The 23,143-nt window shown below is 66.7% G+C and carries 24 protein-coding genes; 8 read left to right on the plus strand and 16 right to left on the minus strand.

Annotation, left to right across the window (positions count from 1 at the left end; all coding sequences use genetic code 11):
* The first annotated feature begins 9 nt into the window (after positions 1-9).
* Complete coding sequence (gene lnt, locus ACIPV5_RS10745) at positions 10-1,533, plus strand: apolipoprotein N-acyltransferase (protein ID WP_400341011.1); 1,524 nt, start codon at positions 10-12, stop codon at positions 1,531-1,533.
* On the opposite strand, the gene ACIPV5_RS10750 is transcribed toward lnt, so the two are convergent.
* From ACIPV5_RS10750 to ACIPV5_RS10765, 4 genes are all read right to left on the minus strand, one after another.
* A complete protein-coding gene (locus ACIPV5_RS10750) occupies positions 1,530-1,913 on the minus strand; it encodes an RNA polymerase-binding protein RbpA (RefSeq protein ID WP_053096068.1) in 384 nt (127 codons plus the stop codon). The two genes, lnt and ACIPV5_RS10750, sit on opposite strands and share 4 nt — an antisense overlap.
* Positions 1,914-2,038: 125 nt before the next feature.
* Positions 2,039-2,812 (minus strand): glycerophosphodiester phosphodiesterase family protein, encoded by a 774-nt coding sequence (locus tag ACIPV5_RS10755; protein ID WP_400341012.1) that lies wholly within the window; start codon positions 2,810-2,812, stop codon positions 2,039-2,041.
* Entirely contained in the window at positions 2,809-3,735 is a 927-nt protein-coding gene (locus ACIPV5_RS10760) for an SPFH domain-containing protein (protein ID WP_053096070.1), read from the minus strand. Before ACIPV5_RS10760 ends, ACIPV5_RS10755 begins: the two co-directional genes overlap by 4 nt.
* 9 nt (positions 3,736-3,744) lie before the next feature.
* Complete coding sequence (locus ACIPV5_RS10765; protein ID WP_400341013.1) at positions 3,745-4,218, minus strand: NfeD family protein; 474 nt, start codon at positions 4,216-4,218, stop codon at positions 3,745-3,747.
* 120 nt (positions 4,219-4,338) lie between these two features.
* Here ACIPV5_RS10765 and ACIPV5_RS10770 point away from each other — a divergent pair, with 120 nt between their 5' ends.
* Positions 4,339-5,103 carry an SDR family oxidoreductase gene (locus ACIPV5_RS10770; RefSeq protein WP_056278725.1) on the plus strand — a complete coding sequence of 255 codons (765 nt, stop codon included), beginning with the start codon at positions 4,339-4,341 and terminating at the stop codon, positions 5,101-5,103.
* Positions 5,104-5,166: 63 nt separating this feature from the next.
* Here the strand turns inward: ACIPV5_RS10770 and ACIPV5_RS10775 are convergent, their stop codons facing one another.
* The gene (locus ACIPV5_RS10775; protein WP_400341014.1) at positions 5,167-5,766 is read right to left on the minus strand and encodes an HdeD family acid-resistance protein; all 600 of its coding nucleotides are present in this window, start codon (positions 5,764-5,766) and stop codon (positions 5,167-5,169) included.
* Between the two features lie 179 nt (positions 5,767-5,945).
* Here ACIPV5_RS10775 and ACIPV5_RS10780 point away from each other — a divergent pair, with 179 nt between their 5' ends.
* The 3 genes from ACIPV5_RS10780 to ACIPV5_RS10790 are packed head-to-tail and all read left to right on the plus strand — an operon-like array spanning position 5,946 to position 9,137.
* Positions 5,946-6,344, plus strand: a complete 399-nt coding sequence (locus tag ACIPV5_RS10780; RefSeq protein WP_232224559.1) for a helix-turn-helix transcriptional regulator — start codon at positions 5,946-5,948, stop codon at positions 6,342-6,344.
* Positions 6,345-6,349: 5 nt separating this feature from the next.
* Entirely contained in the window at positions 6,350-6,760 is a 411-nt protein-coding gene (locus ACIPV5_RS10785) for a VOC family protein (RefSeq protein WP_056279056.1), read from the plus strand.
* A gap of 25 nt (positions 6,761-6,785) precedes the next feature.
* Positions 6,786-9,137: an excinuclease ABC subunit UvrA gene (locus ACIPV5_RS10790; protein WP_056278728.1), complete on the plus strand. Its 2,352-nt coding sequence runs from the start codon at positions 6,786-6,788 to the stop codon at positions 9,135-9,137.
* Positions 9,138-9,203: 66 nt separating this feature from the next.
* On the opposite strand, the gene ACIPV5_RS10795 is transcribed toward ACIPV5_RS10790, so the two are convergent.
* The gene (locus ACIPV5_RS10795; protein ID WP_400341015.1) at positions 9,204-10,049 is read right to left on the minus strand and encodes a class I SAM-dependent methyltransferase; all 846 of its coding nucleotides are present in this window, start codon (positions 10,047-10,049) and stop codon (positions 9,204-9,206) included.
* Between the two features lie 100 nt (positions 10,050-10,149).
* Here ACIPV5_RS10795 and ACIPV5_RS10800 point away from each other — a divergent pair, with 100 nt between their 5' ends.
* Positions 10,150-10,476: a hypothetical protein gene (locus tag ACIPV5_RS10800; RefSeq protein ID WP_053096077.1), complete on the plus strand. Its 327-nt coding sequence runs from the start codon at positions 10,150-10,152 to the stop codon at positions 10,474-10,476.
* A 120-nt stretch (positions 10,477-10,596) separates the two neighbouring features.
* Here the strand turns inward: ACIPV5_RS10800 and ACIPV5_RS10805 are convergent, their stop codons facing one another.
* From ACIPV5_RS10805 to ACIPV5_RS10820, 4 genes are read right to left on the minus strand one after another with little or no spacing between them, the layout of a single operon-like run.
* On the minus strand, positions 10,597-11,706 hold the full coding sequence (locus ACIPV5_RS10805; protein ID WP_400341016.1) for a GNAT family N-acetyltransferase: 1,110 nt from the start codon (positions 11,704-11,706) through the stop codon (positions 10,597-10,599).
* Positions 11,707-11,740: 34 nt separating this feature from the next.
* Complete coding sequence (locus ACIPV5_RS10810) at positions 11,741-12,073, minus strand: ArsR/SmtB family transcription factor (protein WP_400341017.1); 333 nt, start codon at positions 12,071-12,073, stop codon at positions 11,741-11,743.
* A gap of 27 nt (positions 12,074-12,100) precedes the next feature.
* Complete coding sequence (locus tag ACIPV5_RS10815; RefSeq protein ID WP_400341018.1) at positions 12,101-12,646, minus strand: GNAT family N-acetyltransferase; 546 nt, start codon at positions 12,644-12,646, stop codon at positions 12,101-12,103.
* A 15-nt stretch (positions 12,647-12,661) separates the two neighbouring features.
* Positions 12,662-13,030: a VOC family protein gene (locus ACIPV5_RS10820; protein WP_056278755.1), complete on the minus strand. Its 369-nt coding sequence runs from the start codon at positions 13,028-13,030 to the stop codon at positions 12,662-12,664.
* A 96-nt stretch (positions 13,031-13,126) separates the two neighbouring features.
* Here ACIPV5_RS10820 and ACIPV5_RS10825 point away from each other — a divergent pair, with 96 nt between their 5' ends.
* Entirely contained in the window at positions 13,127-14,452 is a 1,326-nt protein-coding gene (locus ACIPV5_RS10825; protein ID WP_053096080.1) for a nitrate/nitrite transporter, read from the plus strand.
* A gap of 79 nt (positions 14,453-14,531) precedes the next feature.
* Entirely contained in the window at positions 14,532-14,681 is a 150-nt protein-coding gene (locus ACIPV5_RS10830) for a hypothetical protein (protein WP_285365548.1), read from the plus strand.
* A gap of 16 nt (positions 14,682-14,697) precedes the next feature.
* Here the strand turns inward: ACIPV5_RS10830 and ACIPV5_RS10835 are convergent, their stop codons facing one another.
* The 6 genes from ACIPV5_RS10835 to polA form a co-directional block, all read right to left on the minus strand.
* Complete coding sequence (locus ACIPV5_RS10835; protein WP_400341263.1) at positions 14,698-15,438, minus strand: formylglycine-generating enzyme family protein; 741 nt, start codon at positions 15,436-15,438, stop codon at positions 14,698-14,700.
* A gap of 11 nt (positions 15,439-15,449) precedes the next feature.
* On the minus strand, positions 15,450-16,208 hold the full coding sequence (locus tag ACIPV5_RS10840) for an SGNH/GDSL hydrolase family protein (RefSeq protein ID WP_056278756.1): 759 nt from the start codon (positions 16,206-16,208) through the stop codon (positions 15,450-15,452).
* A gap of 37 nt (positions 16,209-16,245) precedes the next feature.
* Complete coding sequence (locus tag ACIPV5_RS10845) at positions 16,246-17,598, minus strand: MFS transporter (RefSeq protein WP_072591281.1); 1,353 nt, start codon at positions 17,596-17,598, stop codon at positions 16,246-16,248.
* A 42-nt stretch (positions 17,599-17,640) separates the two neighbouring features.
* Positions 17,641-18,675 carry an LLM class flavin-dependent oxidoreductase gene (locus ACIPV5_RS10850; RefSeq protein WP_056278758.1) on the minus strand — a complete coding sequence of 345 codons (1,035 nt, stop codon included), beginning with the start codon at positions 18,673-18,675 and terminating at the stop codon, positions 17,641-17,643.
* A gap of 53 nt (positions 18,676-18,728) precedes the next feature.
* Entirely contained in the window at positions 18,729-20,405 is a 1,677-nt protein-coding gene (locus ACIPV5_RS10855) for a DUF885 domain-containing protein (RefSeq protein ID WP_053096084.1), read from the minus strand.
* Between the two features lie 102 nt (positions 20,406-20,507).
* Complete coding sequence (polA, locus tag ACIPV5_RS10860; RefSeq protein ID WP_285365539.1) at positions 20,508-23,141, minus strand: DNA polymerase I; 2,634 nt, start codon at positions 23,139-23,141, stop codon at positions 20,508-20,510.
* Between the last annotated feature and the right edge of the window lie 2 nt (positions 23,142-23,143).

A 23,143-nucleotide genomic window follows, 5' to 3' on the forward strand; every position in this document is an offset into this window, starting at 1 on the left:
ATAGGAAGGATGCCCGAACCCCGCGTGCCGCAGCGCCCCCTCCTGCCGCTCTCGCTCGCCCTCCCCGCTGCGGCGATGGCCGCGCTCCTGATGAATCTGTCCTATCCGTCCACTGCGGTGTGGGTGCTGGCTTTCCCGGCCACAGCGCTGCTGCTCGTGGCGCTGATCGGTCGACGGGCCGGCGGAGCTCTGGCGGTCGGACTCGTCTACGGTGTGCTCTTCTTCGGACTGCTCGTGTCCTTCACATCTCGCTACCTGGGCCCGCTGCCCTGGGCGGCGCTGAGCGTCCTGGAAGGCGTGCTCACGGCGGTGGCTGTGATCCTGATCACCCTCGCCTATCGCTGGATGCCCCGAGCCTTCCCGAGCGTCTGGGCGCGGCTCCTGCTCCTTCCGGCCGTGGTGGCGGCGCTCTGGGTCGGGCGCGAGGTGTTCGTCGGCTCCTGGCCCTATGGAGGGTTCCCCTGGGCTCGTCTGGGCATGAGCCAGGCCGAGAGCCCGCTGGCTCACGTCGCGTCCTGGACCGGCGTGAGCGGTCTCAGCTTCCTGATGGTGTTCCTCGTCGCCCTCGTGATCCAGGTGGTGCGCGAACGACTCTGGTGCCGGCCGGCTGCGCTGATCGCACCGGTCGTCGTGACCGTGGTTCTGCTGCTCACACCGCTCTTCCCCACGACCACCAGCGGATCGCTGCGCATCGCGGCAGTGCAGGGGAACGGGCCGAGCGGGTATTTCGACGAGCGCGAGCCTTACTCGCTCATCGACGCGCAGACCGACGCGACCGAACCGCTCTACGGCGAGGACGTCGACCTGCTGGTCTGGCCCGAGGGGTCGCTCGACTTCGATCCGTTCCAATCGGACTCTCTGGCGAGAAGAATGAGCGCGATCGCCTCGCGTGTCGGCGCACCGCTGCTGGCGAATGCCGCCACGGAACGAGACGGTCTCTTCTACAACACGTCGATGCTCTGGACGCAAGAGGGCGCTGACGGGCAGGTCCATGACAAGCGGCATCCGGTCCCCTTCGGGGAGTACGTCCCCGACCGCGCCTTCTTCAACGCACTCGCACCCGATCTGATCGGTCTGATCCAGCGCGAGTACACCCCGGGCTCGAATCCGCCGGTCATCGACGTCGACGGTGTGAAGGTCGGGCTGGCGATCTGCTTCGACGTGATCTACGACGACGTGATCAGCGAGGGCATGGCAGACGGTGCCGAAGTGCTCGTCTTCCAGACGAACAACGCGGACTTCCGTGGGACGAATGAGAATCTGCAGCAACTCGCCGTCGCGCGGATGCGTGCGATCGAGACCGGCCGCAGCGTCGTGAACATCTCGACGGTCGGCACCAGCCAGGTGATCCGCGCGGATGGCACGACGGTCTCGAGCCTGGATGCAGGAAAGGCCGGAGCGTTGCTCGAAGATGTCGAGCTGCGCTCCGGCCTGACTGCTGGAGTCGTCCTGGGACCCTGGATCCAGGGTCTTCTGGTCTGGGGCGGACTGGGCGCGCTGGCCTTCGGGTGGTTGCGCGCCCGCAGGCGCTAGGCGCCGATCTTCTCGCGGGTCGGGTCTTCACCTGCGCCGCGGCGGGCACGGATGAAGGCGAGTCGCTCCTCGAGGAGCTCCTCGAGCTCTGCGCGGGTACGACGCTCGAGAAGCATGTCCCAGTGTGTGCGGGCGGCCTTCTCGTCCGTGGCATCGAGCGTGACGGCCTGGCCGTCGACGTTCAGGCGCGCGTCCGCTCCGCAGGAACGGCACTCCCACGTCTGGGGCGGCTCTGCGTCCGCCGAGAACATCAGGTTCGTGACATGGCCGCAGGTGTCACAGATGTAGGTGGTTTCACGGCGCTCCATGAAAACGACGCCCTCTTCGCTCTGTAGGCTCTGGGCGCCGAGTCGGATGCCGCGTAGGCTGCGATCTGCCATTGTGTGGTCCTCTCGTCGCTGTCAGGTATAACGCTCCAGCCTGTGCGCTTCATCCATACGAGCGCGTTCTCGGCGCTATTCACAGCGGAATCCCAGCGCCACAGCGTAATGGCGGCGTGGCGGACTCAACGGCCGATCGTGGCCAGCGCGAGATCGGCGCGGTCGGTGACGATGCCGTCGACGCCGAGCCGGACGAGTCGTCGCATGGAGTCCGCGTCGTTCACCGTCCACACGTGAACCTCGACGCCGCGCCGGTGCGCCGCTCGGAGGAGCGCAGGCGTCAGCACCTTCACGCCGCGATGCCGCTCAGGAATCTGCAGCACGTCGATGTCGAGCAGAGCGCGGCCGGGGGACAGGCGCAGAGTGGAGAGAGCGCGGACCGCGGCGATGGTGCGGCTGCCGCCCGACGTCGCCGGTCGGAGCGGGGCCCCCGCGCGCAGGACCGCTGCGATCGTCTCACGTCGGTTCGCATCGGAGAAGCTGGTCACGAGAACTCGATGCGTGTGGTCCGCCAGGAGGGGGCCGAGGGGTGCTGCCGCGTCGACGGTCTTGACGTCGATGTTGAAGCGCGTGGTCGGGAAAGCGGAGAGTGCGTCAGCGACCGTGAGCAGCCCGCCGTGGTCGGAGAAGATCGCGGCGAGTTCGCGGGTGCGCACCTCACCGACGCGACGGGGATCGTCGGCCAGTCTGTGCAGCGTCGCGTCGTGGAAGAGCACGACGTCACCGTCGGCCGTCACCCGGCAGTCGGTCTCGATGTACTCTGCTCCGGCGGCATGAGCGGCGGCGACGGCGGCGGCCGAGTTCTCCCAGACACCGGAGTCCCCGCCCGCCGCGGTGATCAGACCGCGGTGAGCGAGGACTCGGGGGTGACGCGCCTTGACGAAATACGGGTGCGTCACGCGCCCGGCAGGTTCGTCGGGGGCTGTCCCGGTCGCGGGGTGAACGCGGTGCCGATGCCCTTGAGCGCCTCGGTCAGCTCGCTCGGGATGATCCAGAGCTTATTCGACTGGCCTTCGCTGATCTTCGGAAGCATCTGCAGGTACTGGTATGCGAGCAGCTTGTCGTCAGGCTCGCCCTGGTGGATGGCGGTGAAGACGTTCTGGATCGCTTCGGCCTCACCCTGGGCGCGCAGCACGGCGGCCTGCTTGTCGCCCTCTGCGCGGAGGATCTCCGCCTGTCGCGCACCTTCGGCCTCGAGGATCGCCGACTGCTTGGTTCCCTCAGCCGTGAGGATCGCCGCTCGACGGTCCCGCTCGGCGCGCATCTGCTTCTCCATCGAGTCCTGGATGGAGATGGGCGGGTCGATGGCCTTCAGCTCGACGCGGCCGACGCGGATTCCCCACTTGCCCGTCGCCTCGTCGAGCACGACGCGAAGCTGTCCGTTGATGTTGTCGCGACTGGTCAGGGCCTCTTCGAGGTTGAGTCCACCGACCACATTTCGCAGTGTCGTCGTCGTCAGCTGCTCGACGGCGCCCAGGTAGTTGGCGATCTCGTATGTCGCAGCGCGAGCGTCGGTGACCTGGAAGTAGACGACGGTGTCGATCGAGACCACCAGGTTGTCCTCGGTGATCACGGGCTGCGGTGGGAAGGACACCACCTGCTCGCGCATGTCGATGAGGGGACGCAGCCGGTCGATGAACGGCACCAGGATGTTCAGACCTGGCGTCAGTGTCTTGTGATATCGGCCCAGGCGCTCGACCACGCCGGCCGTGGCCTGGGGGATGATGCGGATGGAGCGAGCCAGCGTGACCACCACGAAGATGATGATCGCGATGACGAGGATCCACCCGATCGCTGCGGGGATGAACGATGCATCGTCCAAGAGACTCTCCTAGTCGTTGACGGGACGGACGGTCGCGGTCGCGCCGTTGATCGTCATGACGGCGATCGGTGAACCTTGCGGGATCGGCACGGCTCCGGCGGTGCGGGCGGTCCAGGTGTCGCCGTTGCTCAGCTTCACCTGGCCGGAGATCTGGGTGATGTCCTGCAGCGCGATGCCTCGGAGATCGAGAAGCGCGTCGACGTTGGACTTGGTCGGGTCCTCGCCCCGATGCAGGCGTCTGATCAGCGGCGGACGCAGGAACAGGATGAAGAGCGCGGCCGCCGCGGCGGCTATCAGCACCTGTACCCAGACCGGGATGCCGAGGAAGTCCGTGACGAGCCCGACGACGCTGCCGAAGCTCAGCATCAGGAAGGTGAAGTCGAGAGTCAGCATCTCGATCACGAGGAAGATGGCGATCAGGATCAGCCAACCGATCCATGCCCATTGGTCGATGAACTGAACGAATGTCGCGAAGTTGTCCATGCGGCCTCCTTTGCGGTCAACCTATCACGCAGGTCGAGCGCGGTCCCGGCTGGACGGGGCCGGCTTGATAGTCTGAAAGCGCCGTGTCATCACGGCGAATCACGCATCAGAGGAGTCACTGTGACCGACGTTCTTCCCGCAGGTTCTCTCGAGGGCAAGGTCGCCCTCGTCACCGGCTCGTCTCGAGGCATCGGGGCGGACACCGTGCGCTACCTCGCCGAGGCCGGCGCCGACGTGGTGATCAACTTCCGCAACAAGGCCCCACGTGCAGAGAAGCTCGCCGGGCAGCTGCGCGAGCTGGGCCGCCGCGTGCTGGTCGTCGGTGCCGACCTGACCGACCCCGCATCCGTCGGCGAGATGTTCGATGCGGTGAAGGCCGAGTTCGGACGCCTCGACGTCCTCGTCCTCAATGCCTCCGGCGGCATGGAATCGGGAATGGCCGAGGACTACGCCCTGACCCTCAACCGCGACGCGCAGCTGAACGTCCTCGATGCGGCTGTTCCGCTGCTCGGCGACGGCGCGCGGGTCGTCTTCGTCACGAGCCACCAGGCGCACTTCATACGCACCACCCCGACCATGCCGGAGTACGAGCCCGTCGCCCTGTCGAAGCGCGCCGGAGAAGACGCGCTCCGCGAGCGGATCCCCGGGCTCGCGGAGAAGGGCATCGGCTTCACCGTGGTGTCCGGAGACATGATCGAAGGCACGATCACCGCGACTCTGCTCGAGCGCGCCAACCCTGGAGCGATCGCGGAGCGGCGCGAATCCGCCGGCAAGCTCTACAACGTGTCGGAGTTCGCCGCGGAGGTCGCTCGCGCGGCAATCGACGCTGTCCCCGCCGACAACACGCGTCTCGTCGGCGATGTGAGCGCATTCGCCGCGGAGTGAGCGGCTGATAGCACCGAAAGAGCCCCGTCCGCGTGGACGGGGCTCTTCGCGTTGCGGGGAGGATCAGAGCGCGGAGTCGGCCTTCGCCGATGCCACGAACTCCTTCGCGTCCTTGCCCAGTGTGATCGCGCGCACGATCTGCACGATCCCGAGGACGACGAGCGAGATGCCGAGCACCAGCCAGAGCACGGCTGCCGCGTACAGGGGCGAGAAGAGGACGACGATACCGGCGATGATGCTGAGCAGAGCGTAAAGCAGCGTCCAGACTCGCGAGCCGTCCTTTCCGAGAAGCGACAACGCCACCACTCCGTCGACGATCCAGCTGATGCCGATGAAGATGACGACGACGAGCGCGAGAGTGGCAGCGGCGACGCCGAGGTTCGCGAACGCGATGACGCCGGCCACGATGTACACGAGGCCCAGCACGATGTGCCCGACTCGAGCCCACCCGCCCTTCACGCGGGAGAAGATGGCGAGCCCGATGTAGACGAGGCCCGCGATCACGAGGTAGGTGGCGAAGATGCCCGTCACGATGACGGCGGACTTGGCGGGCCAGACGAGCAGGACGATGCCCGCCATCAGTGCGATGACACCGGAGACGGCCAGGACGACTCGAATGGACTTGAACAGCGATTTCGCTTCGGAAGCGAGGGAATCAGTCATGGTGGGGACCCTTTCTGAGAAAATCCTGTGAGGGATGCTGACAGAGTAGCGCTGTCCGGTGACGGATGGGGGAACCCGATATCGATATGTCGCCGACGTTCACACTCCGTCACGCGCGGTCATGGCAAAATCAGGGGGTGACCTCGGACGATGACGCGCGGCTCCGCGAACTCGTCGTGATGCGCAAGGTGCGGGATCGGATCGACCGCGAGTACGCCACACCTCTCGATGTGGAGGCGCTCGCCCGCGGAGCACACATGTCGGCCGGCCATCTCAGCAGGCGCTTCAAGGAGACCTACGGCGAGTCGCCATACTCCTATCTGATGACGCGGCGGATCGAGCGCGCGATGGCTCTGCTGCGCCGCGGCGACCTCAGCGTCACCGAGGTGTGCTTCGAAGTCGGATGCTCATCGCTGGGCACGTTCAGCACTCGATTCACGGAACTGGTCGGTGTCCCACCCCGCGTGTATCGTGAGCGCGCCGCCGACGTCGACGGCATTCCGACGTTCCAGGCGAAGCACGTCATCCGACCGATCAGGAATCAAGAAGCGCCGCGCACGGGCGCGCACCTAACGTGAGTCTCATGAACATCAGCATCCACTACGCATTCCTTCCGCACACCGATGCCGAGGCGGCTCTCGGCTTCTACCGTGACGCCCTTGGCTTCGAGGTGCGCAACGACGTCGGCTACGACGGCCTGCGGTGGCTCACGGTCGGTCCCGCGGGGCAGCCGGAGACGTCGATCGTGCTGCACCCGCCGGCAACCGATCCCGGGATTACGGACGCCGAGCGCCAGACGATCCTCGAACTCATCGCGAAGGGCAGCTACGGCGCGCTGACTCTCGCGAGCGACGATCTCGACGCGGTGTTCGAGCGACTTGTCGACAACGGCGCCGATGTGGTGCAGGAGCCCATGGATCAGCCCTACGGCGTGCGCGACTGCGCCTTCCGAGACCCCGCAGGCAACCTGCTCCGAATCAACCAGGCCGGCTGACCCCGGTCGCTACTCGAGGATCACCATGACGACGCACCCCGCTGACGGCCACGACATCATCCGCGTACAGGGTGCGCGCGAGAACAACCTCAAAGAGGTGAGCGTCGACATTCCCAAGCGTCGCCTCACCGTCTTCACCGGAGTCTCCGGATCCGGCAAGAGCTCGCTGGTCTTCGACACGATCGCCGCCGAGTCACGGCGCATGATCGACGAGACGTACAGCGCGTTCGTCCAGGGCTTCATGCCGTCGGTCCCGCGTCCGGACGTCGACGTGCTCGAGGGACTCACGACCTCGATCATCGTCGATCAGGAGCGTCTCGGCGCGAATCCGCGATCCACCGTCGGAACGGTCACCGACGCGAACGCCATGCTGCGCATCCTCTTCAGCAAGCTCGGTGACCCCTACATCGGAGGCCCGACGGCGTTCTCGTTCAATATCCCGACTCAGAAGGCCAGCGGAGTGATGACGGGGCCGGGCGGCGAGAAGAAGATCGTCAAGGACGCCATCTACCTCGGCGGCATGTGCCCTCGATGCGAGGGCAGGGGAGCGGTGTCGGATCTCGACCTCGCGCAGATCGTCGACGAGTCGAAGTCTCTCGACGAGGGAGCGATCATGGTTCCCGGCTACACGGCGGACGGCTGGATGGTGAAGGGCTTCTCCGCATCGGGCTTCTATCCCGCCGACAAGCCGGTCTCGGAGTTCACCGAGAAGCAGCGACAGCTCTTCCTCTACGGTGAGGTCACCAAGGTCAAGATCTCGGGCATCAACATGACGTACGAGGGGTTGATCCCCAAGATCACGAAGTCGATGCTCTCGAAAGACCTCGACGCGCTGCAGCCGCACATCCGCGCCTTCGTCGAACGCGTGGCGACGTTCGCGACGTGCCCGGAGTGCGATGGCACCCGCCTCACCGAAGGAGCGAGGTCCTCCAAGATCGACGGCATCAGCATCGCCGATGCCTGCCGCATGCAGGTGACCGATCTCGCCGAGTGGGTGAGAGGCTTGGAACTCCCCGGGGCGGCGCCCCTGCTCGAGGCGCTGAGTGCGAACCTCGACGCGTTCGTCACGCTCGGCTTGGGATACCTGAGCCTCGAGCGCCCATCAGGGACGCTGTCCGGGGGAGAAGCGCAGCGCATCAAGATGCTGCGTCACCTCGGGTCGTCTCTCACCGATGTGACGTACGTGTTCGACGAGCCGACCATCGGCCTCCACCCGCATGACATCCAGCGGATGAACACCCTTCTGTTGCGCCTGCGCGACAAGGGCAACACCGTGCTGGTGGTGGAGCACAAGCCGGAGACCATCGCCATCGGAGACCACGTGGTGGATCTCGGTCCCGGCGCCGGAAGCGCCGGCGGTGAGATCTGCTTCGAGGGGACCATCGAGGGACTGAAGGCCAGCGGAACCCGCACCGGCGCCCACCTCGACGATCGAGCCGCGCTGAAGGATTCGGTGCGCAGTGCCACCGGCGCGATCGAGATCCGAGGCGCCTCGGCCAACAACCTGCAGAACGTCGATGTCGACATCCCCACCGGGATCCTCACCGTCGTGACCGGGGTCGCGGGTTCCGGCAAGAGCTCCCTGATCCACGGGTCCGTGTCGAAGCGCGAGGGGGTCGTGGCGATCGACCAGGGCGCGATCAAGGGATCACGGCGCAGCAATCCCGCCACCTACACGGGCATGCTCGAACCGATCCGCAAGGCGTTCGCCAAAGCCAACGGCGTCAAGCCGGCCCTGTTCAGCGCGAACTCCGAGGGTGCCTGCCCGACCTGCAAGGGCGCCGGTGTCATCATCACCGAACTCGGGTTCATGGACACGATAGAGACACCCTGCGAGGACTGCGGCGGCAAGCGCTTCCAGGCTGCCGTCCTCGAGTACAAGCTGGCGGGCAAGGACATCACCGAGGTCTTGGATCTCCCGGTCGCCGAGGCACGGGTGTTCTTCTCCGAGGGGGAGGCGAAGCTGCCGGCGGCAGCGACGATCCTCGGACGCCTCGAAGATGTGGGCCTCGGTTACCTATCGCTGGGACAGCCGCTGTCCACCTTGTCCGGAGGCGAACGCCAGCGCATCAAGCTGGCCATCCAGATGGGGGAGAAGGGCGACACGTACGTGCTCGACGAGCCGACCACGGGGCTCCACCTCGCTGACGTCCAGAACATCCTCGGACTGCTCGATCGACTCGTCGAATCCGGAAAGACCGTGATCGTGATCGAGCATCACCAGGCTGTGATGGCGCACGCCGACTGGATCATCGACGTCGGTCCCGGCGCGGGCCACGATGGCGGCCGCATCGTCTTCGAGGGAAGCCCCGCAGAACTCGTAGCTGCGCGATCGACGGTCACGGGCGAGCATCTGGCAGAGTACGTCGGCGCGTAGAGCGGGCGGCTGGCGCCATGTCACGAGCCGTGTCGCCAGATGAGTACGAACCTTCGCGACGAGCGATCAGTCCTTGCGTGCGACCACGGTGTACGTGCAGGGGAGAAGGTTCCGTTCCGTTTCTGGCCAGGCATACCCGCCGGGGACCTCGACCATCCGAGGACTGAACCGCCAGGGGAGTGTTCGCCCCTCGTCGAAGTGCAGAAGACGAAGGCCCGCTTTCAACAGCGACCCCAGGATCTCCGAGAGCGGGTGCGGCCATTCGTACGTGCGCGGGTGCGCGACCTTGCCGTCCCCGGCGTAGGTCGATTCGTCGTCCCATCGCTGCGCCCGGCCGTCGCCGAAATACGGGTAGCGGGTCACGAGCGTCGGCGCATCTTCGTCGAGCGCGTACAGAGCAGGATGTCCGTCGCGGATGAAGAACGTGCCTCCCGGACGCAGCAGGCCGACGATCTGCGCAGCCCAGCGGTCGAGGTCGTCCAACCAGGTGATCGTGCCGATGCTCGTGTAGACGACATCGAAGTCACCCGTCACGGCTGCGCGTGCGTCGAGGACGTCCGTCTCGATCCATGTCGCCGAAACCCCCGTGCGCTCGGCCAGCGCTTCGGCCGCAGCAAGGGCCGGCGCCGAGAAGTCGACGCCGGTGACGGTCGCTCCCGCACGGGCCAGCGAGACTGTGTCGGTACCGATATGGCATTGCAGATGGCACAGGTCGAGTCCCGTGATCCTGCCGTCGGGCACGAATCGGCGAAGCACCGGGAGATCGGCACTGACGACGTCGCTGAGATGCGAAGGATCGTCGAACGCGTCGAGACCGTAGGCGACCTCATGCAGCGGTACGCGATCGTTCCAGTTGTCCTGATTGGCGTCGCGGGCGACCGTCCAATCGATGTCGATGTTGCTACCGTTCACGCCTAGAGCCTAGCGATGCGCTCGCATCGTTCTCGTAGCAAATAACGAGTCGCGGATCAAGGGAGATCTTGTCGACGGCGTCATCCTCTAGAAAAGCAGCATGCAGAAGATCATCTACGCCGGAGATGAGTACCTCACTGGAGATGCGATCGCCGATGCGCTGCTGGCTTACAGCCGAGCACTGGGAGACGATGAGCGTGCGGAGATCGTCGAGATCCCGGTGCGGGAGAACGACGGCGGCACAGCAGTCGCGAAGTTCCTCATCGGTCCAGCGAGCCAGATCGTGTCCAAGGAGGCCGCTGGCGAGGGTCCGGAGATCGAGGATCCCGAACTCGTCGAGCGACTGCGACAGCGCACCCGTTCTATCGAGTCTCCGACGAGTCAGCCGCTGGAGATCGAGTATCCACCCGGATACGACCTCGAATGACACCGGCCGTCCCGCGGCGTTCTGGACGACGGCGCAGCGGGAGCCATCGGAACGGGTAATAGCCGATAATGCACATTATGTCAGTTCGAGGGAGAGCGCCCTCTCCCGGAGGCCTGAGCGTCACCAGGGCGTACCCCTCAGATCGACGTCCCCCGGCGGCCATCGCGAGTCAGATGCGTCGTAGACGAGTATGGGAGCTCCGAAGGGCTCGGTCGCGTCGGAACCGTCGGCGATCGATATGTGACGTTCTTGCGCGCGGATCCGCCTCCAGCCGGTGCTCTCATAGAAAGGCACGACCGCCTCACGGCATCCGAGGTACCCGAAGTCGACCAGCGCGTCGTTCCGCATCGCCTGCTGGGCACGCGCCATCACCCGTCGCCCGACCCCACTGCCGCGCCAGTCGGAATGCACGAGGACTCCCCCGGTTCCGGCGACGACGATCTCGTGGCCGCCTGCACTGATCGTGCGTCGCTGAAAGCCGACATGCGCGATCACGATCCGGCCGATCGACAGCATCACATGAACATGCGCCGGCGAATACCCGTACGGGCGGTCAGGATTCCAGGCGCCGTGCGTCACGCGGTACTCGGAGTCGAAGAGTTTGCCGAGCGCTGACAACTGCGATGTGGAAAGATCCTGATGCTCGACGAGCTCGGTGCGTTCGATCGGGGTGTGCTCGGTCCCGAGGTCGCGGACCGTGATGAGGGTGCGACCGTGCTCGCTGACGCGGCCCGATCGGCCCGAATCCACGAACCCCAGCTTGTCGAGCACGCGACGCGAACTCACGTTCCACTCCCAGACTCCCGCCCACGCACGGCGATAGCCCGCTTCGGCAGCCCACCGCAGGACCGCCGTCGCGGCCTCCGTGGCATATCCGCGATTGTGCACGGCCTGGAGGAGCTCGAACGCTACCTCGGGCTCCTCATCGTTGCCGTTCGCGTCGAAGACGAGCCCGCAGTATCCGTAAACCTCCCCTGACACCGCGTCCTCCACTGTGAGCAGGCTCGATCGCTCCGAGGCCGGATCGGTGATGTGCGCGGCGATGTCGGACGCCGTAGGGTGTCCGGCTGCGTCCAGCTTCCGGTGCGCCGGCACGCGCTCATCCCGCTCGGTCCAGAGCGTGTGGAAGACGGTCGCGTCGGTGGCGGTCTGCGGCCGAAGGATCAGGCGCGCCGTCCGCAGGCGACCAGGAAGGGGTCTTGCGCCCGCTCGGCCGGATGTGTTCGTCACGGGGCCTCGGGGTTCTCGGCCGCCAGCGTGTCGATCATCGGGGCTCCTCCAGTCCTGCAGCGACCACTTCGAGTCGATCGGTACGGGAATCCCAGATTCGGCGCTGAGCGTCGAGCCAGTCCCCCACTGTGGCGAGTCGATCGCGGTCGAGGCTGCAGGTGCGCACGCGTCCGCGTTTGGTCGTGCGGATGAGACCATTCCCCTCCAGTGTGCGCACGTGCTTCAGGAAAGAGGGCAGCGTGATCGCGAACGACTTCGCCAACTCCCCCACGCTCGCCGGACCCGATCCGAGAATCCGGATCACCTCCCGCCGCGTCGGGTCTGCGAGCGCGAGGAATACTCCGTTCACGCCGTCATGGTTAGCCATAGATGAAAGTATTCTGCACCTGGACGGTTAGCGCAAGGGCAAAGTATCGCGGTGTCGCACCATGCACACGAGGGCCTCGCGATCCTCCCAGGAATCGACACGCAGGAAGTCCCGGGATTCATACAGACGGATCGCCGCATCACGCCAATGCCAGACGGACAGCCGGACAGGGGAACCCGCGACCTCCAGGGCGGCATCGAGCAGAGCGCCGCCGACGCCTCGTCCCCGCACGCTCGGATCCGTCCAGAACCTCTTGACCTCTGCTTCTCCGGCGACCGGCCGGATGACGACCACTCCCACGGGCTGATCGTCCAGCTCTGCGATGAGCACAACGCACCCGGCGTACGTCAGAGCGGGGTCATCAGCCTCCTGCCTGTAATGCGGCGGCAGCGTGCCGGGCGGGGATGGCACTGCGATCCCGTGCTCCCGCTTCTCGTCCTCGGTCTGGAGGAGGTACGTCCGCACGAGATGGGTCACCGCAACCGCGTCGGAACCGTGCAGGTTCGTCCGCCGGATGCGGACAGAGGCGCGCTCGGGGCGTATGAGTGTGTCGAGATCAGGCTGTTCGGTCACAGGTTCATTCTGCCCTCAGCGTGAGGACCAGACGCCGAGCTCGTTGCCGCTGGGGTCGAGGAAGTGCAGGCGGCGGCCGCCCGGGAACTCGTACGGACCTTGCACGACCGCACCGCCGGCCTCGGTGATCGCCGCCTGGGTGGCATCCAGATCGTCGGAGTACAACAGCACGAGAGGGCCACCGGGCGGGCGTCCCTGATCGGAGAGGAGCAGCCCGCCGACCTCGGATCCGTCGCCTGTGAGTGACGCGATGCCTGCATAGGCGGGACCGTAGTCGACGAAGACCCAGCCGAAGGCGTCGCGGTAGAACCGCTTCGCCGTCTCGAGATCATTGACGACGAGTTCGACGTAGTTGATGGCGTGGTGCACGGGTGCGGGTGTCATGCGGCCACGCTAGCGACAGCATCCGACATGCGCCAGACACCCGAGAGGGCGGGCTGCGCGACAGGGGAGGTCGCGACCAGGAGTACCGTGGGAGGAGTGCATCAGGTTCCCCGCTCCCCCGTGACCGCCCCGGGATGGAGAGCCTGGCTCATCTGGGGTGTCGGCGTCGCGGCGTACGTCCTGGCGATCACGAACCGCACCTCCCTCGGCGCCGTCGGGGTGGAGGCCGCGGATCGATTCCAGGCCGACGCGTCGACCCTCGCGCTGTTCGCCGTGGTCCAACTCGCCGTCTACGGCGGAATGCAGATTCCGATCGGCATCCTGCTCGACCGTTTCGGCTCGCGCCCGATCATGACGATCGGCATGCTGCTCATGGCTGCAGGTCAGCTCACCATGGCCCTCTCCCCCGGCATCGGCATCGCGATCTTCGCGCGCATCCTGCTCGGCGCCGGCGACGCGGCGATCTTCCCGGCCGTGCTGCGGCTCGTGGCGACGTGGTTCCCTGCGCAGCGCGGGCCGATCATGGTCCAGTTCACCGGCATCATCGGGCAGGCGGGACAGTTGATCGCACTCGTGCCCCTCGCCGCACTCCTGCACGCGACGACGTGGACGATCACCTTCGGCAGCATCGCGGGGCTCGGCGTGCTGTTCACCATTCTCGTCGCGCTCGTCATCCGCAATCACCCGGCGGAGCGTGGGGCCGACGTGACGGTCAACACCGACACGGGTGTCATCCGCGTCGTCACGTCGGCGATCGACACCGGTGTCGGCATCCGCGCCGCGTGGGCGCACCCCGGCACCCGCCTCGCGTTCTGGTCGCACTTCACGACACCTTTCGCGGGCACGGCGTTCATCCTCCTCTGGGGAATGCCCTTCCTGACCGCAGCGCAGGGGCTCGACACGGCGCATGCTGCGGGCATCATCTCGGTGTATGTGATCGCCGGAATGGCACTGGGCCCCATCATCGGAGACCTCTCGCGTCGGCTGCCGAATCAGCGTTCGCTCGCACTCGTCCTTCCGGCCGTCGGGGTGCAGGTCGTCGCATGGGTCGCCGTCCTCGCCCTGCCCGAACCGGCTCCGCTCTGGCTGCTCTACGTCCTCGCCGTGGCGCTCGCGACGGGAGGCCCGGCGAGCATGATCGCCTTCGACCACGCGCGCACGCACAACCCCTCGCATCGTCTCAGCACGGCCACAGGAGTAACGAATGCCGGTGGCTTCATCGCCGCTCTCATCGCGATCTTCCTCATCGGTCTCGCACTCGACCTGCAGGGCGCGGGGACGCCGGAGACCTACTCGCTGGAGGCGTTCCGAGTGGCGTTCCTCATGCCCATCCCGCTGTGGATCCTCGGTGTCACCTTCATCGTGATCGAACGCAAGCGCACCCGCATCCGGATGGGGCTGGATCCTGAGCGGCGACGCTGAGGAATCCGCGGATGGTGCTCATGCCCCCGAGCTTCACCTTCTCGAACGAGGACTCGGAATCGGAATCGGAAGGATGCTCGTGCAGGGCATCGTCGATGATCTGCAGGAGACCTCGACCGTGAAGCGCATCATGCTCGCCACCAGCGATGCGGACGGCCTCTACGCGAAGTTCGGCTTCTCCGAGCCGGAGGGACCGAGCCGGTACATGATCAGGCCCATGTCGCGATGAGACGGCCTCGAGCGATTCAGCGCCCTGGGCGCCGCAACGGCGTCCAGCCGAACGGCACCGGGCCGTCGAACGCTGCTCTCTCCTGGTCGGCGCGCGTCGACCACCCCTGAGCTTCTCCCGGAGTCTCATACGCGCCGCGCGCGACTCGAAGCCCGACGTCCTCATGGTGCATGCGGGGTCCTCCCCCGCGACGCACCGAGGCGCGGACGCTCCACGAATCGTCTGCGAAGCCGCCCCCGCGGAACACGCGATACTCGTCGTATCGCGCGGGATCCAGCAGATCCCAGCACCACTCCCACACGTTGCCGAGCATGTCGAACAGCCCGTTGAGGTTGGGCAGCTTGCCGCCGACCTCCTGGGGAGCCGACACACCGTCGGCACTCGTCCACGCGGCCTCGGCGAGAGGTGCATAGTGCGGCCCCGTCGACCCTGCCCGGCACGCGTACTCCCATTCGGCTTCAGTCGGGAGACGATAGCCCTCTCCGGTCACGTCCCAGGTGACGTCCTCGCCGTCGAATCGGTAGACCGGGTCGAATCCCTCCCACTCCGATGCGGCGTTGCAGAAGTGGATCGCGCGCAACCAGCTCAGGTCCGCGGCCGGTCGACGGGGATGGCGTGAGGAGATCGGAAGGATCTCCGCCAGCTGCTCCTCGGTGATCGGGAAGACGCCGATCTCGAAATCCTCGAGACTGACGGTGCGTTCCACCTTTCGGCGCGCATCATGCAGTGTGACCGACCCGCCCCGGATCGGTCGCATCTCGATATCGGTCACGCCTGCGGCACCCTCTCGACCCAGTCGGGGTACTTCGCGGCACGTCCGTCACCGGACGAGGTGCGCGTGACGCGTCGCCTGACCCACGGGCCGACGAACTCTCGATAGTAGGCGAGCCCCGCGGGGCCACCCGCGGTGAGGGCTGTCGGTGACCACCAGGTCGACGGAGGCTCGTAGCCCAGCCCCTGCAGCACCCGTGCGGCGACTCGGTGGTGACCGGCGGCGTTCATGTGCAGGCGGTCCTCGGACCAGTACTTCGCATCTGCCAACTCGCGGTCGGGCCAGTTCAATGCGCGCACGACATCGTCGCGCCCTTCGACGCGTCGAAGCACGGCATCCGAGAGCTGGTCGCCTCGCCGCTGCACGAGCGATCCCATCGGGAGCTGGCCGCTCGGATTCGCTCCGGAGAGGAGGATCAGGGTGACGCCTTCTTCGTCGCAGCGGCGCAGGACCCGGCTGAACGCGTCAGCGATGTGCTCGAGGTCGGTCCGCGGCCGCAGCATGTCGTTGCCTCCGCCGTTGAACGACAGGTGGGTCGGGCGCAGCGCGAGCGCCGGCTCCAGCTGCTGCTCGACGATCGGCCAAGCCAGCTTGCCGCGGATGGCGAGGTTGGCATAGCTGATCGAATGGCCGGCGGCATCGGCCCACCCCTGAGCCACGAGATCGGCCCAGCCTCGCTCGCGGCCGTCGGGCAGCACATCACCCACTCCCTCGGTGAAGGAATCTCCGATGGCCACATAGCGAACGTCTGTCACCTCGACAGCCTATTCCCGCTCGCCGACACCAGGCGCATCAGCGGTCGTCGAGCGCCATCCCGCCGCGATCGACCAGGCCCCACGCCGCCGCGGCCGCGACCACGAAGCACGCGCCGAACACCGCGAACAGCACCGGCGCGCCCCCGGCGACGAGAACGACCGGCACCGCGAGCGGAGCGATGATGGACGCGATACGCCCCACTCCGGCGGCCCATCCCGCGCCGGTGCCGCGAAGCGAGGTCGGGTAGATCTCCGGGGTGACCGCGTACAGCGCACCCCATGCGCCCAGGTTGAAGAACGAGAGAGCCATGCCCGAGGCGATGATCGCGGCTTCGGTCGTCGACGTGCCGAAGAAGACGGCCGAGACCGCCGAGCCGATCAGGAAGACCGACAGCGTCGTGCGTCGACCCCACACCTCGATGAGCCACGCGGCGACGGCGTAACCCGGAAGCTGCGCGAGCGTGATGATGAGAGTGAAACCGAACGAGCGGACGAGATCGAAGCCTGCATCGACCAGGATGCTGGGGATCCAGATGAAGGCGCCGTAGTACGCGAAATTCACGCACAGCCAGACGACCCATAGACACAGGGTGCGCACGCGGAACTCGCCGTTCCACAGTGTCGTCAGACGAGCTCGCGTCGTCACGGCGATCGCCCGCGACATCGGCTCGCGTCTGATCGCAGGCCCCGGCTCGACACCGGCGTCGGCCTCGAACGCCGAGACGATGCGATCGGCCTCGGCGATGCGCCCGCGCGACGCGAGCCACCGAGGCGATTCCGGCAGTCCCCAGCGCACGATCAGTGCGTAGACCGCGGGGATCGCGCCGAGGGCGAACGCCCAGCGCCAGCCGGCGTCGGACGCGGGGATCACGAAGAAGCCGATCAGTGCGGCCGCCGTCCATCCCACCGCCCAGAAAGCCTCGAGGATGACGATCAGCCGGCCTCTGATGCGCGCCGGCGCGAACTCGCTCACGTACGTCGACGCCACGGGAAGCTCGGCGCCGAGCCCCAGCCCCACAAGGAAGCGCAGCACGAGAAGCGCGGCGAGGCCGCTCACGAGCGCACTCGCTCCGGTGGCGATGCCGTAGATGAGCAACGTCAGAGCGAAGACCTGGCGCCGTCCGAGCCGGTCGGCGAGAAGTCCGCCCAGCGTTGCGCCGATCGCCATTCCGATGAAGCCGACGGAGGCGATCCACCCGGCATCCGCCTTCGTCAGGCCCCACTGCTGGGTGAGTGCGGCGAGGATGAACGAGATGAGTCCCACGTCCATCGCATCCAGAGCCCACCCCACGCCTGATCCTGTGAGCAGACGAAGGTGGCGGCGCGTGAACGGAAGCTCATCGAGACGCCCGGCGATGGACGCCCGGCTCGGCAGCGCGGTGTTGGCCATCCCCTCATCGTAGAGGGGAGCGCCGCGCTGCCGAGTCCCGCGTCAGTCCTGGGCGGCCAGCAGCTTGCGCACCCGAGGGATGACCTCGGACCCGTAGAGCTCGATGCTGCGCATCATCGAGTCGTGCGACAGGGTGCCGGTGGCGTACTTCATGTCGAATCGCCCGAGTCCGAGCGTCGTGACGGTGTCGGCGATCTTGGCCGCGACGCGGTCGGGAGAACCGACGTAGAGGGCACCCGCGGGACCGACGTCGTTCTGGAACCGCGCCCGGCTGTAGGGAGGCCACCCGCGCTCGCGACCGATGGTGTTGTTCATCGCCTCGAAACCGGAGTACGCGGCCTCCCACGCCTCCTCGTCGGTATCGGCGATGTGACCAGGCGAGTGCACCGCGATCGGATGCGACGTCGTGCCGAAGGACGCAATCGAGCGGTGGTAGAGGTCGACGAACTGACGGAATCGCCCCGCAGGACCTCCGATGATCGCGAGCATCAGGCCCAGTCCGTGGCGGGCGACCCGCACGACGGATTCGGGGCTGCCGCCGACACCCACCCAGGTGCGCAGACCGTTCTCCGTCTTCGGGAAGACATTCGCGTTCTCGAGCGATGCGCGCATCGAGCCGGACCAGGTCACCGGCTCCTCCTTGAGGAGCTCGACGAAGAGGTCGAGCTTCTGCTCGAAGAGCGCGTCGTAGTCGCGGAGGTCGTATCCGAAGAGCGGGAAGGACTCGATGAACGATCCGCGCCCGAGCACGACCTCGGCGCGTCCGTTGGAGAGCGCGTCGAGTGTCGAGAACCGTTCGAAGACGCGCACCGGGTCGTCGGAGGAGAGCACGGTGACGGCGGTGCCGAGGCGGATGTTCTCTGTGCGCCCTGCGATGGTGGCGAGCACCATCTCCGGGGACGACACCGCGAACTCCTCGCGGTGGTGCTCCCCCACACCGAAGAAGTCGACACCGACGCTGTCGGCTCGCTCCGCCTGCTCGACGATGTTGCGGATCGTCTGCGCGCCGGTCAGGAGCTCGCCGTCGTCGCCTCTCGTGATGTCTCCGAAGGTGTCCAGTCCGAACTCGATGCTCATGTCAGCCCTTTCTATTCAGCTGAATGAACAGCGCACACCGGCGCGGCATTCCCTCAGCGATTCAGAAGTGCCGTGCGGAGCGTGTCGAGTCCGACCCCGCCCATGTCGAGCGCGCGCTTGTGGAACTCCTTCACATCGAAGTCCGCGCCACGCTCCGCCTGATACGCATCGCGCACCTGCTCCCAGATGCGCTGCCCGACCTTGTACGACGGAGCCTGCCCCGGCCAGCCCAGATACCGGTTGACCTCGAACTGCACGAACTGATCGGACATGTTCACGTTCTTGCGCATGAAGTCCAGGGCGTAGTCGGCATCCCACGTGCCCTGACCGTCGAGACGAGGTTTGCCGAGGTGTACGCCGATGTCGAGCACGACGCGGGCTGCGCGCATCCGCTGACCGTCGAGCATGCCGAGCCTGTCCGCCGGGTCGTCGAGGTAGCCGAGCTGCTGCATCAGACGTTCGGCGTACAGCGCCCATCCCTCGGCGTGTCCCGACGTCCCTGCGAGCAGACGGCGCCAGGAGTTGAGCTCCGCGCGGTTGTAGACCGCCTGGGCGATCTGCAGGTGGTGTCCCGGGACGCCCTCGTGGTAGACGGTCGTCAGTTCCCGCCAGGTGTCGAACTCGGTGACGCCTTCGGGCACCGACCACCACATCCGGCCGGGGCGTGAGAAGTCGTCGGTGGGGCCGGTGTAGTAGATGCCGCCCTCCTGCGTCGGAGCGATCATGCACTCGAGGGTCCGGATCGCCTCCGGGATGTCGAAGTGCGTCGCGCCGAGCTCTGCGACGGCACGGTCGCTCGTCTCCTGCATCCAGCGCTGTAGAGCATCGGTGCCCACGAGCTTGCGGGACGGGTCGGCCTCGAGATGGGCGACAGCCTCTTCGACGGTGGCTCCGGGCAGGATCTCGTTCGCGATCGCGGTCTGCTCCGCGACCATGCGGGCGAGTTCTTCGCGGCCCCATTCATAGGTCTCGTCGAGGTCGATCGTCGCTCCGAGGAAACGTCGCGAGTTGAGCGCGTAGAGTTCTCGGCCGACGGCGTCCGTCTCAGTCGCTGCCGGTGCCAGCTCGTCCGCGAGGAAGCTGCGGAGCTCGTCGTAGGCGACCCGAGCGGCGGCCGAGTTGTCGGCCAGAGTACGGGCGAGCGATGCGGGGAGATTGCCTTCCTGAGGCGCTGCCTCGGCAACGAATGCAGCGAAGAATCCGTCATCGGCGGTATAGCGATCGATCTGCGTCGCGACTTCCACGACCTGACGGCGTGCGGGGGTCACTCCGGCGGCGATGCCTGCACGGAGGGTCTCGGTGTAGCCCCGGAGCGCATCAGGGACCGCGGCGAGGCGGGTGGCGATGACGCTCCAGTCGTCCGCCGTCGCGGTGGGCATCAGGTCGAAGGCCGACCGTACGTCCTGCGCCGCCGACGCGATGACGTTCAGGTCGCGCAGGTGCCAGTCGGCATCGTGCAGTTCGAGGTCGAGACTCAGCTCGGCGGCCAGATCGGTTTTGGTGACCTCATCGATCGCGTCCACGGGTTCGAGCGCTTCGAGCGCGGCGAGGGTCGAGCGAGTCGCTCGCACGATCTCCTCGTGCCCCTCGGGGCTCAGGTCGCCGAAACGGTCGTTGACGTCGTCCCGGCCGATGTAAGTGCCGAGCGTCGGAGCGAGCACCGCGATGGTGTCGACCCACTCATCGGCGACTCTGTCGATGGCAGACGGTGTGCGAGAGGAAGAGGTCATCCCTCCAGCGTAGCCCTGCGCCCCGGCGCAGGATATTGGTACCCGTCGCCGGGGCTGTCGGCCCTCGCGGTCGCATCCGTCGTCACGGACGCGCGGTCGGAATCAGTGCGCCGCCTCGTTCCAGTCCTGCCCGCGCCCGACCTGCACGTCGAGCGGCACGGTGAGATCCGCCGCATCGCCCATGCGAGTCCGAACGATCCGCTCGGCCGCGTCCCACTCCCCCGGTGCGACCTCGACGACGAGTTCGTCGTGGATCTGCAGCAGCGCACGCGAGGACAGTCCCTCCGACCTGAGGTCTTCGTGGATGTGCAGCAGCGCGATCTTCATGATGTCGGCCGCGCTGCCCTGGATCGGTGCGTTGAGCGCTGCGCGCTCTGCGTTCTCGCGCAGCACGCGGTTGGGGCTCGCGAGGTCGGGGAAGGGTCGCCGCCGCCCGAAGATGGTCTCGGTGTAGCCGACCTCTTTGGCCTTCATGACGGATGCCCGGAGGTAGTCGCGTACCGCTCCGAACCGCGCGAAGTACTCGACCATCAGCTGCTTCGCCTCGGACTGCTCGATGCGGAGCTGCTTCGACAGGCCGAACGCGGAGAGACCGTAGACGAGGCCGTAGGACATCGCCTTCACCTTCGTGCGCATCGCGGACGTCACCTCGCTCGGTTCGACCCCGAACACTCGCGCGCCGACGAAGCGGTGGAGGTCCTCACCGCTGTTGAACGCCTCGATGAGGCCTTCGTCGCCGGACAGATGGGCCATGATGCGCATCTCGATCTGCGAGTAGTCGGCGGTGAGCAGCGACTCGTACCCCTCTCCCACCTGGAACGCGCTGCGGATGCGACGCGACTCCTCGGTGCGCACCGGGATGTTCTGCAGGTTCGGGTCTGTGCTCGACAGGCGCCCAGTCTGGCTTCCGGTCTGCACATACGTCGTGTGCACGCGGTGATCGGTTCCGATCGCGGTGTCGAGCGACTCGATGATCTGGCGGAGCTTCGTGGCCTCGCGGTGCTGCAGCAGCAGACCGAGGAAAGGATGCGGATGCGACTCCTGGAGATCGGCGAGCACCGCAGCATCCGTGGAGTATCCGGTCTTCGTCTTGCGGGTCTTGGGCAGCTGCAGGTCGTCGAACAGCACCTCCTGGAGCTGCTTCGGAGATCCGAGATTGAACTCGCGACCGACGATCCCGAACGCCTCCTGTGCGAGGCGGTCGGCGCGCGTCGCCAGCTCGCCCGAGAACGTCGAGAGGACGTCGTGCGACACCGCGACTCCCGCGACCTCCATGTCGGCCAGGGTGAGCAGGGTCGGAAGCTCGATGTCGGTGAGCACAGCGGCGACCGACTCGGGGATGTCGTCACGCAGAGCCGTGGCGACGCGGAGCGCGAACCAGGCCTCCTGCGATGGGGTGGCGCCCTCCGTCTCCGGCACGAGCTGCGAGGGATCCGCCTCGGGCAGCTTCTCTCCGAGATACCGTTCGACGAGGTCGGACAGGGTCTTGTCGGGGAAGCTCGGTCGCAGCAGCCAGCCGGCAAGACTGGTGTCGTAAGCGAGTCCCTGGAGTCGGATGCCGAGGCGCAGCAGCGCCTTCACCTGGGGCTTCGCATCATGCAGCACCTTGGGGCGCGTCGACTCGAGCCACGGTCTCAGCACCTCGATGTCGTCATCGTTCCAGTCGAGTTCGCGGAGCTCGCTCGCGGTCGCGGCGCCGAGACGCGTCGGTGCCCCGCCCTGCACGACGATACGCAGTGCGACGTCGTCCGTCTGCGCGTCGGCCCAGCTGACGAACTCGGCTGCGGTGACCTGCGTCGGTTCGGGCAGCACAACCGTCGCGGCCGGATCGTCGGCGACCTCGCCGGCGCCGACTGCTTCGAAGACACGGGGCAGCAGGGTGCGGAACTCGAGGCGGGCGAAGATGTCGCGCACGGCCTGAGCGTCGATCGGGGCGACCGCGAGGTCGTCGGGAGCGACGGGAAGCTCGACGTCGCGCAGCAGTCGGTTGAGCCGACGGTTACGGCGCACGTCCTCGATGTGATCGCGCAGGTTGCCGCCCACGACCCCCTTGATCTCATCGGCTCGCTCGAGCAGGTCGTCGAGCGAACCGAACTGCGTCAGCCACTTGACGGCGGTCTTCTCCCCCACCTTGGGCACGCCGGGGAGATTGTCGCTCGTCTCGCCCACGAGAGCCGCGATGTCGGGATACTGCTCGGGCCGCACTCCGTAGCGTTCCTGCACGGTCACCGGGTCGTAGCGCTTGAGCTGCGAGACCCCCTGCACGGACGGGTACAGCAGCGTGACGTCGTCGGTGACCAGCTGGATCGTGTCACGGTCTCCGGAGACCACCAGGACGTCGTATCCCTGCTCCGCGCCCTGCGTCGAGAGCGTTGCGAGGATGTCGTCGGCCTCGAAGCCCTCTTTGGTGAGCACGGGGATCGACATCGCCGCTAGGCAGTCCTGCAGCAGCGGGATCTGACCCCGGAACTCCTGCGGGGACTCCGACCGCGTCGCCTTGTATTCGGGATACTGATCGGTGCGGAACGAATGACGGGAGGTGTCGAACGCGATCGCCATGTGCGTCGGCTGCTCGGCCTTGATGAGGTTCACCAGCATCGACAGGAAGCCGTAGATGGCGTTCGTGTGCTGATTGTCCTTCGTCGTGAAGTTCTCGACCGGGAGGGCGAAGAAGGCACGATAGGCGAGCGAATGGCCGTCGACGACCATGAGGGTAGGCTTTGCGGAGTCCGTCACCC

It is taken from the genome of Microbacterium sp. NPDC090014, assembly GCF_044748285.1.
Taxonomy (GTDB): domain Bacteria; phylum Actinomycetota; class Actinomycetes; order Actinomycetales; family Microbacteriaceae; genus Microbacterium.

Coding starts and splice junctions, on each gene's coding strand:
- ACIPV5_RS10785 (WP_056279056.1), top strand. CDS start 6,350: ATGAACATCAGCATCCACTACGCATTCCTTCCGCACACCGATGCCGAG.
- ACIPV5_RS10800 (WP_053096077.1), top strand. CDS start 10,150: ATGCAGAAGATCATCTACGCCGGAGATGAGTACCTCACTGGAGATGCG.
- ACIPV5_RS10845 (WP_072591281.1), bottom strand. CDS start 17,598: ATGGCCAACACCGCGCTGCCGAGCCGGGCGTCCATCGCCGGGCGTCTC.
- ACIPV5_RS10780 (WP_232224559.1), top strand. CDS start 5,946: ATGCGCAAGGTGCGGGATCGGATCGACCGCGAGTACGCCACACCTCTC.
- ACIPV5_RS10835 (WP_400341263.1), bottom strand. CDS start 15,438: ATGCGACCGATCCGGGGCGGGTCGGTCACACTGCATGATGCGCGCCGA.
- ACIPV5_RS10750 (WP_053096068.1), bottom strand. CDS start 1,913: ATGGCAGATCGCAGCCTACGCGGCATCCGACTCGGCGCCCAGAGCCTA.
- ACIPV5_RS10765 (WP_400341013.1), bottom strand. CDS start 4,218: ATGGACAACTTCGCGACATTCGTTCAGTTCATCGACCAATGGGCATGG.
- ACIPV5_RS10820 (WP_056278755.1), bottom strand. CDS start 13,030: ATGACACCCGCACCCGTGCACCACGCCATCAACTACGTCGAACTCGTC.
- ACIPV5_RS10855 (WP_053096084.1), bottom strand. CDS start 20,405: ATGACCTCTTCCTCTCGCACACCGTCTGCCATCGACAGAGTCGCCGAT.
- ACIPV5_RS10810 (WP_400341017.1), bottom strand. CDS start 12,073: ATGGCTAACCATGACGGCGTGAACGGAGTATTCCTCGCGCTCGCAGAC.
- ACIPV5_RS10775 (WP_400341014.1), bottom strand. CDS start 5,766: ATGACTGATTCCCTCGCTTCCGAAGCGAAATCGCTGTTCAAGTCCATT.
- ACIPV5_RS10790 (WP_056278728.1), top strand. CDS start 6,786: ATGACGACGCACCCCGCTGACGGCCACGACATCATCCGCGTACAGGGT.
- lnt (WP_400341011.1), top strand. CDS start 10: ATGCCCGAACCCCGCGTGCCGCAGCGCCCCCTCCTGCCGCTCTCGCTC.
- ACIPV5_RS10850 (WP_056278758.1), bottom strand. CDS start 18,675: ATGAGCATCGAGTTCGGACTGGACACCTTCGGAGACATCACGAGAGGC.